We start from the raw sequence: 12,706 nt of genomic DNA, 5'->3' as shown, positions 1-12,706 counted from the left end.
GTACGGTCCTTGGGAGCGTCCAAGAAGGTCGGGCGAAGACCGCTGCGGTTCGGCAGCGCCCCTTTTAGGGGCGCGGGGAACTGCGCGACCAGCCACGATGGCGCCGCACACGACAGACGGCACATCGCGGCTCATCCCGCGAAGCGGCACTCACCCCCAGCAGTTCTGCAGGCCGAACCCGGTGTCCTTGGAGGTGACCCCGGTCTGCGCCTTGTCGGTGATCAGGTTGACGCCGGTGTCGGTGTAACCGGACGCCTTCTTGCCGTTCTTGGCGTACGACACCACGGCCTTGACGCCCTCGGAGGCCATCTTCAGCGGGTACTGCTGCGAGGTCGCGGCGATCTTGCCGTCCTTGACCGCCTGGGTGCCGGTGCAGCCGCCGTCGACGGAGACGATCAGTACGTCCTTCTCCCGGCCCTTGGCCTTCAGCGCGGTGTACGCGCCCAGGGCCGCGGGCTCGTTGATCGTGTAGACGAGGTTGATGCCGGGCGACTTCTGCAGACAGTTCTCCATGGCGGTCTGGCCCTTGGCCTGGTCGCCGCCGGTGTCCTGGGCGCAGACGACGTCCTTGTCGGTGGCGCCGAAGCCCTTCAGGAAGCCGTTGTGCCGCAGGACGCCGACGGATACGCCCGGCGCCAGGTCCAGGGTGGCTATCTTCGCCGTCTTGCCCTTCATGGCGGCCTTGGCGTACTGGCCGATCAGCGTGCCGGCGTTGAAGTTGTTGGTGGCGAAGAGGGCGTCGACCGCGCTCTGCGGTTCGGTCGGGGTGTCCAGCGCGATGACCAGGACCCCCTTGGCGCGGGCCTTCTGGACCGCGGGCACGATCGCCTTGGAGTCGCTCGGGGTGATCAGGATGCCCTTCACCCCGGCGGCCACCATGTTCTCGATGGCGGTGACCTGTCCGGCGTTGTCGCCGTCGAACTTGCCCGCGGCGGTCATCAGTTGGGCACCGTCCTCCTTGGCGGCCTTCTCCGCGCCTTCCTTCATCTTCACGAAGAACGGGTTGGTGTCGGTCTTGGTGATCAGACCGACCTTGACCTTGCCCGAGCCGGCGCTGGTGGAGCTCGACCCGGAGCCGGATCCGCAGGCCGTGAGAGCGAGGGCCGCGACGCCCGTGACTGCAGCGGCCCTGAGGAGGGAGGGGGACAGACGAGTGGTGCGAGACATGAACGACTCCTGCGGGGATGCGGGATGGCGAGCGGTGCTGCCCTCGGTGTCATCGATGACTTATGTCAACGTTGACACCGCATGGCGAGGATGATGGACTCCCGTTCGCGGCAACGTCAATGCCTTGTACTCGTCACAAATCGGCAACGTCCCCCGCTGCCGGTCCGAAAGAGGGGCAGCCCATGAGCCCGCTGAACCCGCGCCAGATCACGGTCCTGGGAGAGTGCGTCGCAGACGCCTTCACCGAACCGGCACATGCCCCGGACGAGCTCGCCCTGCGCGTGCTGCCCGGCGGCGGACCCGCGAACACCGCAGTGGCGCTGGCGCGGCTGGGCACCCCGGCCCGCTTCCTGGCACGGCTGTCCGGCGATGTGTTCGGCCGCCTCTTCCGGGCGCATCTGGAGGCGTCCGGAGTGGACCTGTCCCACGCCGTCGCGGCCTCCGAGCCCAGCACGCTGGCGGTCGCGGAGCTGGATGCCGAGGGTCAGGCCGCGTTCTCCTTCCACGCACAGAACACGGCCGACTGGCAGTGGACACCGCCGGAACTGGCAGGCGTGGACCTGTCCGAAACCGCCTGCCTCCACACCGGCTCCCTCGCCCTGGTACGTGAGCCGGGCGCGCCGGTGGTGGAGGAGTTCCTCGCGGCAGCCTCCGCCCACTCCACGATCAGCATCGACCCCAACGTACGGCCGCTGCTGGTCCGTCCCGAGGTCTACCGCGCCCGGCTGGAGCACTGGTGCAGCCTCGCCGATGTGCTGCGGCTGAGCGAGGACGACCTGGCACTCCTTCTGCCGGACACGCCTCCCGAGCAGGCCTGCGACCTCTGGCACGCCGCCGGGGCCCGCCTCGTCGTGATCACGCGCGGCGCCGACGGGGCCCTGGCCTCCCTCGACGGCGAACGGCTCCAGGTGCCCGCCGTCCCGACGCAGGTGGTCGACACGGTCGGCGCAGGGGACTCCTTCACGGCCGGGCTGCTGCACCACCTCGGTGCCGGCGGACTCCTCGGCGGCAGGCTCACGGACCTGAACTCGGCCGCGGTCGCCGAAGCCTGTGTGTTCGCCACCCGGGTTGCGGCCCTGACCTGTTCGGTCGCCGGGCCCAATCCGCCGTGGCAGCACGAGTTGGCGCCGATCGGGGCCGATGACCGGCCACGCCCACAACACACGGAGGCATCACTGTGACCAAGACCCTGTTCGCCGAGTTCACCGCCCGCGAGGGAACGGCGGACGAAGTCGCCCGCCTGCTGCGGGACTACGCCAAGCAGGTCCGCGAGGAGGAGGGCAACCTCGCCTTCGACGTCTACACCAAGGCGTCCGAACCGCGGGCCTTCTGGATCTTCGAGGTGTACCGGGACGAGGACGCTTTCCGGGCGCACCTGAAGCAGCCGTACGGCGGGCCGTTCAACGCCGCCCTGGCACCGCTGATCGAAGAGGACGCCTCCGTACTGACCTTCCTCGATCCGCTGACCTGACCGCCGCAGCGCGGTCAGGAATCGACCGCGGCGGCGGGGAGGGCCTGTTCGGTCCAGATGGACTTGCCGGTGCGGGTGTGGCGGGTGCCCCAGCGCCGGCAGAGTGCGGAGACGAGCTGCAGGCCGCGGCCGTCCTCGTCGGTGGCGGAGGTGTGGCGGATGTGCGGCGTGGTCAGGCTGGCGTCGGAGACCTCGCAGATCAGTGCGCGGCTGCGGAGCATACGCAGCCGGATGGGGCCGCAGGCGTGCCGGACGACGTTCCCGACCAGCTCGCTGACCAGGAGTTCGGTGGTCATGATCAGGTCCTCGTCGGCCAGGTCCCACTCGGCGAGCTGGGCGCGGACCAGTTCGCGGGCCTGGCCCGCCGCCACCGGGTCCTCCGGCAACGGCCACTCGGCGACGTTCTTCGCGTCCAGGGGGTGGGTGCGTGCCAGCAGCAGGGCGGCGTCGTCGGTGAGTGCGCCGTGGGCGGGGAGCAGGGCGGAGGTGATGGTGGCGCAGAGGGCGTCCAGGTCGGACGCGTCCGCCGGTGCGGCCGGCATGGCCTTCACGGACTGGAGCAGCAGCTCGGCGAGGCGGTTCATACCGGTGGTGACATCCCTGTCCTTGCTCTCGACCAGGCCGTCGCTGTACAGCGCGAGCAGGCTGTCGGCGGGCAGCAGGGCCTCAAGGGTTTCGAAGGGGGGTGTGGCCACCCCCAGCGGCGGATCCGGGGTCATGGGCAGGAAGGTGACGGTGCCGTCGGGGTGGGCCACCGCCGGGGGCGGCTGACCGGCGCAGGCGTACGACAGCCGCCGGGTCACCGGGTCGTAGATGCCGTACAGGCAGGTGACGAACGCATCGGTGCCCAGTTCGCCGACGATGTCGTTGAGATGGTCGAGGATCTCGTCGGGCGGCAGCTCCAGCTCCGAGAGGGTGCGGACCGCTGTGCGGAGCCCGCCCATGGTGGCGGCCTCGGCCATGCCATGGCCCATGACGTCGCCGATCACGAGCGCCACCCGGGCCGCGGAGAGCGGGATCACGTCGTACCAGTCGCCGCCGACATCGGCTCCCTGCTTGGCCGGCTGGTAGCGCGCCGCCACCGTCACCTCGGGCAGCTCGGGCAGTGCCTGCGGCAGCAGGCTGCGCTGCAGGGTACGGGCCCGGGTCGTCGCCTCGTCGTAGAGCCCGGCCCGCTCCAGGGCCTGCGCGATCAGTCCGCTGAGCGCGGTCAGCAGCGTTCGTTCGTCGTCGTCCAGCGCCCGCGGCCCGCCCCAGGAGATCACCGCCGCGCCGATCCCGCGCCCCGATACCGCCAGCGGCAGAAAGGCCCACGCCTGCTTGCCGCCCTCCCGGATCAGGTTCTCGGCCCCCGGGTAACGGGTCAGGAACTCCTCCAGGGAGGCGATGGAGAGGGGGGTGCGGGTGCGCAGGGCGTCCCCCACCGGGTGCGTGGTGTCCCGCACCGTCCACTGGCCGTCCAGCAGCCGGGTGAAGCGCTGCGAATATCCCCGGGAGCCGACCACGGTCAGTCCGTCGCCGACCACGCCGAGCACGATGAGTCCGGTGGCGCCGAGGGGCGTCATCACGCCGTCGGCCACCGCCGCGATCACGTCCTGGGCCGTGACGGCCTCGGCCAGCTCCCGCGTGATCCGCTGCACCAGGGCCGCCCGCTCTGCGGCCGCCCGTTCCGCCGCCGCCCGCTCGGCCTCCCGCAGATGCCTCTCGGTGGTGTCGGTGATGTAGAGCGTGAGGCCCTCCGGTACCGGCACCAGCCGCAGGTGGTACCAGGACGTCCCGTCCGGCCACGGCACGTCGAATCCGGCGGGCCGGCCCTCGGCCGCCGTGGCCCGGCACTGCCGCTCCAGCTCCGGCACGGCACGTACCGCGGGAACGTTCCACAGCAGGGCTCCGGCCACGTCTCCCGCCGCGCCGAAGAGCCGCTCGGCGGCCTGGTTGAGGAATCCGATGCGCCAGTCCGTGTCCAGGGAGACGAAGCCGTCGCTCATGTGCCGCAGCGCCCGTCCCACCGACTCGGCGGCGGCATGCGTTTCGTTGCTGTTCCGGACGGTGCCGATCACCTTCACCGGCGCCCCTTCTTCGTCCGTGATCGTCCGGGCACAGGCCTCGATCCAGAGGTAGATGCCGTCCTGGCGCCGGATCCGGTACTCGCTCTGGAAGCCGCCGCGCTGCTGGATGCCCCGGTCGAAACCGGCCACCGCCCCCGGCAGGTCGTCCGGGTGGATCAGCGCCGCCCACGCCTCGATGCCGCCGTACATCACCTCCGGATCGACGCCGGCCAGCACCTCTTCGACAGGCCCGTCTGCGGTTAGCTCGCCGGTGCGCAGGTCCCAGGTGTACGTGAGGGAGGGCACCCCGTCCCCTTCCACGTCCCGCGGGGCGGCCTCCCGCGGTCCTGGCCCGTTCTCCAGGGCGTGCAGCAGGGTGGGGGACGGATTGAGGATCCCGGACGACCTGAGCCTCCCGGACATCCAGGCCGCCACCTCGTTCAGGAACGCGTGCTCCGCCGCGCCGGGCTCGGCGCCCGGGGCGAACAGGACGGACAGCGCGCCGCGTCGCCCGCCACCGCCCGGAACGGGGACGGCCAGGTGACCGATGCCGGCGGGGAGCCGGGAGGGCCACAGGGCGGCGGGGTCCCGGCCGGGCACCGGGTCGGGCGGGGCCAGGTCGGGCTGCCAGGCGACGGTGTCGCTGCGGGCGGCCCTGCTGGGCGGCGCCGTGCCCCGTACCGGGATGATCAGCCAGGGCCGGGTCATCGACTCCGGCAGGCCGCTGTCGGCGACCAGGTAGAGGATGCCGCTCATGCCGCCGCCCGGGAGATGCACCATGCCGCCCAGGCCGTGTACCTCGGCCACGGCCTGCTGGAGCCCAGTCAGCAGCACCTCGACATCGCGCCGGTCCTCGTCCACGGCGCCGAGCAGCCGAAGCCGTGTGCGCTGTCGCTCCGAGGGCGGCACGGTCTGCATGGTCCCCAGTCCCTGCGGGCTGTGCAGCGGACGGGGGGCGGGTGGCATTGACGAGCCGGTGTTGTCGGCATCGCCACCTCTGGCATTCACCACAGCAGACTGTCGCCTCCGCTCCCCCTTGGCTACCCGCTGGACCGCATGCGATCGGGACCTGCAGCGATCTGCATCCCTCGAATCCATCCTGCGAATTCATCCCCGTCCGAGCAATTTAGGCGATTTCGTCTCCCTTGGGGAGGTTCACGCGTCCGATGGGCGACCGGACCGTTGACGGCGCTCCCACTCCGAGGACGCCGAGCATCGCCCGGGTGGCCGGGCTCGGGTTGAAGCGGCTCCACACCAGGTACTCGATCCGGCGCGGTCCGCCGACCACCGGGACCAGGGCCAGTTCGGGGTCGTCGGCGGCCCGCGGCCGGATGAACGCCGACGGCAGCAGCGCGATGCCGAGCCCGCGCGCGACCAGCCGGGTGATCAGCTCCACGACGCCGGCTTCGTACGCGACGTCGCGGACCAGGCCCGCGGCGGCGAACGCCTGATCGGACTGGGCCCGGGCGGGCGTCCCGCTCACGAAGTCCACGAACGTCTCTTCGGCGATCTCCGGCAGCGTGACCCGGGCAACGCCCGCCAGCCGGTGCCCGGCCGGCACCACCAGCACATGCTCGTCGCGGGCGAGAACGACGCTCTCCACACCGGACGGCGGTTCGCTCTCCGGCACGCCCAGGAAGGCGATGTCCAGCTCGCCGCTGCCGACCGCCGCCGCCAGCTCGTCGCTGCGCCCGGAACGAAGGGCGACGCGGACGGCCGGGTGCCGGGCGCGGTACCGCTGCAACAGCTCGGGTACGTCGACGGCAGCCGTCGTCACGATCACGCCGACGGCGAGCCGGCCCCGTACCACGCCGGTCGCGGCGGCGGCGTCGGCAGCCGCGCGGTCGGCGGCGGCCAGGCACTCGCGTGCGGCGGCGACGAACGCCACTCCCGCGGGGGTCGGCTCGACCCGGCGGCTGGACCGGGCGAACAGCTTGACCCCGAGCTCCCGTTCCAGGCCGGCGATCCGGTGACTCAGCGACGACTGCACCACGAAGCAGCGCTCCGCGGCGCGGGTGAAGTTACGGGTTTCGGCGACGGCGACGACGTAGCGCATCTGTTGGAGATCCACCCGTTCAATCGTTCTGGTTCATGGCTGCGATGACAAGCATGTGTTGGACTCATGACGGGAGGGTTCCGAGACTTCATCACATGCATACCTCGACCGAGCGGGCCGCCGGCCCGCCGCGGATCTCGTACGCCCAACCCGCCCTGCACGCACGGCAGTCGGCCACCGTTGCCCTCACCGCACTCGCCCCGGCGTCCTGGGGCACCACGTACGTCGTCACCACCCAGCTGCTCCCGCCCGGCCATCCGCTGTTCGCCGGGATGCTGCGCGCCCTGCCCGGCGGGCTGCTCGCGCTGGCGATCACCCGGGTGCTGCCGTGCGGGGACTGGTGGTGGAAGGCCGTCGTCCTCGGCGCGCTCAATATCGGCGCCTTGTACCCCCTCCTGTTCGTCGCGGCCCAACGACTCCCCGGGGGTGTCGCCGCCACCCTCGGTGCGACCCAGCCGCTGCTGGTCGCCGGGCTGGCCGTAGTACTCCTCCACGTCCGGCCGACGGCCTGGCGACTGACCTGGGGTGTGCTCGGCGTGGTCGGCGTCGGGCTCGTCGTGCTGGGGCCGCAGGCCCGGCTGGACGTCGTCGGTGTCCTGGCCGGGCTCGGCGGTACGGCCACCATGGCCGCCGGGATCGTCCTCACCAAGCGTTGGGGGCTCCCCGCTGGGGTCGGCCCGCTGACCCTGACCGGATGGCAACTGGCCGCGGGGGGCCTGCTGTTGCTCCCGCTCGCCCTCGTGGTCGAGGGGGCGCCGCCGCACATCGATGCCGGAGCCGCGGGCGGCTACCTGTGGCTCGGCAGCGTGGGCGGGCTGATCGCGTCCACGCTGTGGTTCCGCGGTATCGGGAAGCTGCCGGTCGGTGCGTCTGCTCCGCTGGTGCTGCTGTCCCCACTGGTCGCGACCGTCATCGGCGTCGTGCTGGGGGAGTCGCTGAGCCTGCTGCAGACCTTCGGCTTCGTCCTCGCCCTGGCCGCGTTGCTCGCGGCGCAGCTCAATGCCCCGAGGCCGTCGCGCCGTGTACGAGAAGGACGGATCCGATGAGGACAGGCATGACGATCGCCGTACTGGGCGCCACCGGGATGGTCGGCAGCCGGGTGATCGACGAGGCGGGAGCGCGTGGCCACCAGGTGATCGCCCTGTCCCGCAAACCCGCGGCCGGGAGCCCGGGCAACCAGAACGTGACGCCGGTCGCGGTCGACGCGAACGACTCGCACGCCGTACGCGCGGCGCTCGACGGCTCCGCCTCCCACGGTGTCGCGGATGCCGTCGTACTGACCTTGCGGACCACGCCGGTCGACGAGGAGTTCCTGGTCGGTGCCACTCGGACGGTGCTGGACATCGGCGCACGGCTCGGGATCCGCGTCCTCGTGGTCGGCGGTGCCGGCGCCCTGCGCAGCCCCGACGACCGGAATCTGCTGGTCGCCGACAACCTGGCGTACGTGCCTGCCGACCTCAAGGCCGTCGCCGCCGCCGGAATCGCCCAGCTGCGAACCTGCCGGTCCCACGCCCATGCCGATCACGTCTACGTGAGTCCACCGGCCCTGCTCGAACCCGGCATACGAACCGGCCGCTATCGGCGCGGCACCGACACCCTGCTCACCAGTGCCGACGGCCGATCCTGGATCAGCGCCGAGGACCTGGCCGTCGCCGTGGTCGACGAACTCGAGACCCCCGGCCCCGACCACCTGATCACGGTCGTCCACCACGGTGCGGTACCGCGCCCCTGAAGGGGCGCGGGGCTGTATCAATATGCGGCTCCGCCGCGTGGGCGCGACCAGCCCCCACCGGCCGGGGCTTCATCACCGCACTTTCAGCGGAGCGCCTAGGCAGCCCTGGGCCGCGCCGCACGCGTGCCCGGGGCGGGCTCCTGTGCGTCCTCGGACCAGGAGGTCTCGTCCTCTCCGAAGTCCGGGGCCTGGAAGGGGCTTGTCGTCGGAGGCGGCGATACTGCGGTGGAACGGCGGGGTTGCCCTTCCAGGGCGGAGAACAGCGACGTCGAGTCGATGAGGGGTCTGCCTTTCGTTACAGGTCCCCGAGGGGGCCTGGCGTGCCGTGAACGGGCACAGTGGTTCTACAGCTTGGTCATCTTGGCGTACGGGCTCAAGATCCGCATTTGCGCCGAGCCGAAATCCACGAGCGCCGCGATTCCGTCCTCGATGCCGACTACCCGGCCGAGTCCGTACACGTCATGTGTGACTTGGTCGCCCATGGCGAAGTGCTTGGGAGCCGGTGCGACCGGCGCCTTGAAGGGGCTGGTGGGCAGGTGACGCTTCGGTGCCGCAGGCTTGGTCATGGCTCAGTATGAGCCCACGCGAAGCCTGCTCGCTGTGGCCGTCGGCACAGATCGGCACGGGAGCGGCCGCGTCAAGCCGCTGACCTGGTATTTCGAGTTCCGGAGAGGATCCGCGGAGACTTTGAGGATCAGCAGGTCTTGCGGAGATAGCCGCTCGCCCCCTCGGCCGAGACATCCTGGTCGCGGCGGACGATGCTCAGTCGGCGGCTCCAGCCGGCGCACGCTTTCGACATGCCCTTCGCCGTGTACTCGACCACGAACACGTTGTTGTCGAAGGCCTCCGCGAACTCGCCGCACTCGTCATACCTGCCGCACTCCTCCACCACGGCGAAGTCCAGACCCACCGACGCCCGGTCCCGCACGAGTTCCGCGGTGTTCTTCTGGGCGACGGCCAGCCCCTTCCCGTGGGCGTGTGCCACCAGCAGTCTCATCAGCGCCTTGGCCTCGTCGGCCGTGAGGTATTTCGGGAAACGGGTGAAAGAGTCGTAGTTGTCCGGCTCGATGGCCTTGTACCCGGTGGCCGCGCACTCGTCGATCCACTTGTTCAGCTTGGCCGCGATGCGCTGCCGCTTGCCGTCCGTGCGGATGTCCAGGACCGCCTCGCCCCAGTCCTTGTCGTAGACGACATGCCCGCCGGCGTCGCGCAGCAGCAGGTCGGGGCCCCAGTCGCCCTCCGCGTGCTCCTGTGCCTGGAAGGCGTTGATGTTGCAGATGTTGTACGCACCGGGCGCAGCCTCGTCCTCATGGCTGCGACCGACCACCCGCACACCGGTCGGCAGGGGGTACGCGCCGCTGATCTGGTAGTCCCACGGCACGTGCTTCGGCGGCAGCGTCACCGCGGCGGCGTTGGGGGACTGGGAGCTGCCGTTCTGGTGCGACCCGACATTCACGGCCGCGATGCTCAACCCGGTGACGGCCACCGCCGCGGCGAGGCCGACGAGGATGCGCCGCCGTCGGCGTCTGTTTCCGGTGCGGGCCACCGTGTCCGTTTCCCCCGTCCCCACGGTGGTGGCCGGGTCCCGAGGGCCGGAGGCCGTAGGGGAAAACCGGGGGTGGGTTTCCGCTGCGTCTGCTGCGTCCGCTGCGTCTGCTGCGTCCGGTGCGGCGGAATCCGGCAACCACAACTCCCGCAACTCCCGCAACATCCGCTGCAGTTCGGCGAGTTCGGGCCGGGCCGCCGGGTCCTTGTCCAGGCAGCGTTCGGCGATGCTCCGGAGCGGTTCGGCGACTCCGTCCAGGGCCGGTGCCTCGTACATCACCTGATAGCCCGTCAGGTATGGGCTGCTGCCGTCGAACGGACGGTTGCCGGTGGCCGCGTACACCAGCAGCGACCCCAGCGAGAAGACGTCCGAGGCCGCGGTGACGTCCCGCGGCGCGGCGAACTGCTCCGGGGACATGAAGGGCGGGGTGCCGATCAGCCGCCCGGTCACCGTCAGGGCCTCGTTGTCGACGGCGTGCGAGATGCCGAAGTCGATGACACGGGGTCCGTCCTCGGCCATCAGGACGTTGCTGGGCTTCAGATCGCGGTGCACCACACCCACCCGGTGGATGTCCCGCAGCGCCTCGACCAGACCCAGCGCGAGCGTGTGCAACTCGCTTCCGTGCAGCGGGCCGTCCTTGGTCACGATGTCCGACAGCGTGCGGCCCGGCACATACAGCGTCGCCATCCACGGCGGTACGGCGTCGGGATCGGCGTCCACCACCGGGGCCGTGAACGCCCCGCTCACCCGGCGGACCGCCGCGATCTCCTGCCGGAACCGCGTCCGGAACTCCTCGTCCTGCGCGTACTGCGCGTGCACGACCTTGACCGCGACCCGGCGTCCCGTTTCCGAACGGCCCAGATAGACGACACCCATGCCGCCACTGCCGAGCCGGTCGACCAGCGTGTAGCCGCCTATGGACTCCGGATCGCCGGGGCTCAGCGACATCGCCGGTCACCTTTCCCATGCGTCGTGCTGCGAAGAGCCGTTGAAGGTGATCAGACTAATACGAGGACTTTTGGACGGGGCGGCACGGCCTCGAACGCGACAACTCGCATACGACACCTCGAACACGGAAAAGGGCCGACCCAGGAGGAAAGCCCTCCTGGGCCGGCCCTTCTCACTGTCCCCCGAGCTCCCCGGGGCCCGGGTGGGCTACTTGCCGAGGACGAGGTTGTTGTCGCACCCGAGGCGCGAGCCGATGTTGGTGCTCTGCGGGCCGTACGTGCCCTCGCTGTTGGGGCCGTCCCAGCCGTTCCCGTACGCGGACTCGCCCTGTACGTCGCTGTTGTTGTCGGCCGTCTTGCATGAGGTGCTCTGGTTGATGACGATCGTCTTGGGCGCTCGTCCGTGGTGCTTCCCGTGTCCGTGGTCGTGGGCTTGGGCGGTGCCGGCGCCGAGGAGGCCGACGGTGCCGAGGAGGACGGCCAGGACAGCGGTCTTGCGAGTCTTGCGCATGTCTTCTCCGAGCGTTGAAGCGGACGCATATGCGATCCGCCACGTCATAAGTTGACGAGAGGTTAATGCGCAAATGTCCGATATCCGCTCGTCGGCACGCCGGATGGTCCGATCAACGAGCGCAGGCGTCGGCCGGGCGGCCGGCGCAAGTTTCCTGTGCGGTCAAGGCGTCACGAGGCCGAACTCGGGTGTGGGTGCTCCGCGCAGAACCACCCGTGTGGCCGCGCCGCGAGCGCGAGTTGGCCTGGGCCGTTCGGCCCTGAACCAGGGGCAGGGACGAAACTCCCGGGCGGCGTCAGGGCCCGACCGACTCCGAGTGCGGCGCCGGCAGGCCGTGGGCCACGAGTGCGGCTTCCACCCGGCTGGCGATGTCGCACTTGGCGTAGATGCTGCTGATGTACGCCTTCACGGTCCCGGGGCGCAGCGCGAGCCGACGGGCGATCTGGCTGTTGGACAGGCCGCCACCGAGGAGGGCCAGGACCTGGTGTTCGCGTGACGACAGCCTGCTCAGGGCGGAGTCCGGGGCGTCGGGGTCCGGCCGCCGGGCCGCCACCGGGGCGCGCAGCAGCAGGTCCCGCAGGCTGGTGCGGGGAAGGACGGCGGCACCGTCGGCGACGGCGTACAGCGCGTGCGCCAGCGTGTGCGGCGGGAGGTCCCCGGGGATGAAGCCGGCGGCCCCGGACATGAGCAGGGGCAGCGGGACGGTCTCGGCGTCGCCGATCAGCACGATCGGTGGCTCGCCGGACAGGGGGTCGGCCCCGGCCGTCAGCTCGCGCACGCCGGGCAGCAGGGCCTCGACCAGCAGGATGTCTGTCTTCTGACGGTCACCCGGCTCGGGGTGACGGCCGGGTCTGTCGTCATCGGCAGCCTCCGCTTCGGCCAGGCTTTCCCGTTCTTCGACGAGGAAGTCGCCTCGCGCCTGGAGCAGTTGGACGATGGCCGCGCGGCAGAGAGCGCTGCGATGAATCAGCGTCACATGTATCACTTCAGTCCCCCAGCTGGTGATCTTCCGAACGCAATTTCGACAGGTTAGTCAGTTTTTTCGCTCCCCCAGTCCAAGATCGAGCAAAGAGTTGCACTTGGCAACGGTGTCTGTCGCTGGGCGGTAGCCGTGCGGATGAGTACAGACCGTTTCCCCCGGCGGGCGAGGCATCGGACCCCCCGGTCAACTCATTGGATGAGTCAAGGAATTCCGCCTGTGGCTGGAAGACCATCCCCCGCCCGCTCC

At 70.7% G+C, this 12,706-nt stretch carries 11 protein-coding genes; 4 read left to right on the top strand and 7 right to left on the bottom strand.

Annotated features, from left to right (window positions below; genetic code table 11):
* Positions 1-150: 150 nt before the first annotated feature.
* Entirely contained in the window at positions 151-1,167 is a 1,017-nt protein-coding gene (locus P2Q00_RS17520) for a sugar ABC transporter substrate-binding protein (RefSeq protein ID WP_275773473.1), read from the bottom strand.
* Between the two features lie 191 nt (positions 1,168-1,358).
* Here P2Q00_RS17520 and P2Q00_RS17515 point away from each other — a divergent pair, with 191 nt between their 5' ends.
* Positions 1,359-2,348 carry a carbohydrate kinase family protein gene (locus tag P2Q00_RS17515; protein WP_275773603.1) on the top strand — a complete coding sequence of 330 codons (990 nt, stop codon included), beginning with the start codon at positions 1,359-1,361 and terminating at the stop codon, positions 2,346-2,348.
* The gene (locus P2Q00_RS17510; protein ID WP_275773472.1) at positions 2,345-2,638 is read left to right on the top strand and encodes a putative quinol monooxygenase; all 294 of its coding nucleotides are present in this window, start codon (positions 2,345-2,347) and stop codon (positions 2,636-2,638) included. The genes P2Q00_RS17515 and P2Q00_RS17510 overlap by 4 nt, the downstream gene beginning before the upstream one ends.
* Positions 2,639-2,652: 14 nt before the next feature.
* On the opposite strand, the gene P2Q00_RS17505 is transcribed toward P2Q00_RS17510, so the two are convergent.
* Together P2Q00_RS17505 and P2Q00_RS17500 are read right to left on the bottom strand one after the other, a co-directional pair.
* On the bottom strand, positions 2,653-5,604 hold the full coding sequence (locus P2Q00_RS17505; RefSeq protein ID WP_275773471.1) for a SpoIIE family protein phosphatase: 2,952 nt from the start codon (positions 5,602-5,604) through the stop codon (positions 2,653-2,655).
* A 208-nt stretch (positions 5,605-5,812) separates the two neighbouring features.
* Entirely contained in the window at positions 5,813-6,757 is a 945-nt protein-coding gene (locus P2Q00_RS17500) for a LysR family transcriptional regulator (RefSeq protein ID WP_275773469.1), read from the bottom strand.
* 80 nt (positions 6,758-6,837) lie between these two features.
* Here P2Q00_RS17500 and P2Q00_RS17495 point away from each other — a divergent pair, with 80 nt between their 5' ends.
* Together P2Q00_RS17495 and P2Q00_RS17490 are read left to right on the top strand one after the other, a co-directional pair.
* Positions 6,838-7,788 (top strand): EamA family transporter, encoded by a 951-nt coding sequence (locus tag P2Q00_RS17495; RefSeq protein ID WP_275773468.1) that lies wholly within the window; start codon positions 6,838-6,840, stop codon positions 7,786-7,788.
* The gene (locus tag P2Q00_RS17490) at positions 7,785-8,474 is read left to right on the top strand and encodes an NAD(P)-dependent oxidoreductase (RefSeq protein ID WP_275773467.1); all 690 of its coding nucleotides are present in this window, start codon (positions 7,785-7,787) and stop codon (positions 8,472-8,474) included. Before P2Q00_RS17495 ends, P2Q00_RS17490 begins: the two co-directional genes overlap by 4 nt.
* A 344-nt stretch (positions 8,475-8,818) precedes the next feature.
* On the opposite strand, the gene P2Q00_RS17485 is transcribed toward P2Q00_RS17490, so the two are convergent.
* From P2Q00_RS17485 to P2Q00_RS17470, 4 genes are all read right to left on the bottom strand, one after another.
* Positions 8,819-9,040: a hypothetical protein gene (locus P2Q00_RS17485; protein WP_152784187.1), complete on the bottom strand. Its 222-nt coding sequence runs from the start codon at positions 9,038-9,040 to the stop codon at positions 8,819-8,821.
* Positions 9,041-9,168: 128 nt separating this feature from the next.
* Positions 9,169-10,968 (bottom strand): endo alpha-1,4 polygalactosaminidase, encoded by a 1,800-nt coding sequence (locus P2Q00_RS17480; RefSeq protein ID WP_275773466.1) that lies wholly within the window; start codon positions 10,966-10,968, stop codon positions 9,169-9,171.
* A 207-nt stretch (positions 10,969-11,175) separates the two neighbouring features.
* Entirely contained in the window at positions 11,176-11,478 is a 303-nt protein-coding gene (locus tag P2Q00_RS17475; protein ID WP_275773465.1) for a hypothetical protein, read from the bottom strand.
* Between the two features lie 295 nt (positions 11,479-11,773).
* On the bottom strand, positions 11,774-12,454 hold the full coding sequence (locus tag P2Q00_RS17470) for a response regulator transcription factor (protein WP_275773464.1): 681 nt from the start codon (positions 12,452-12,454) through the stop codon (positions 11,774-11,776).
* Positions 12,455-12,706 lie beyond the last annotated feature (252 nt).

Source organism: Streptomyces coacervatus, assembly GCF_029223485.1.
In the GTDB taxonomy this organism is placed as follows: Bacteria; Actinomycetota; Actinomycetes; order Streptomycetales; family Streptomycetaceae; genus Streptomyces; species Streptomyces coacervatus.
This window is presented reverse-complemented; position numbering and strand designations above follow the sequence as displayed.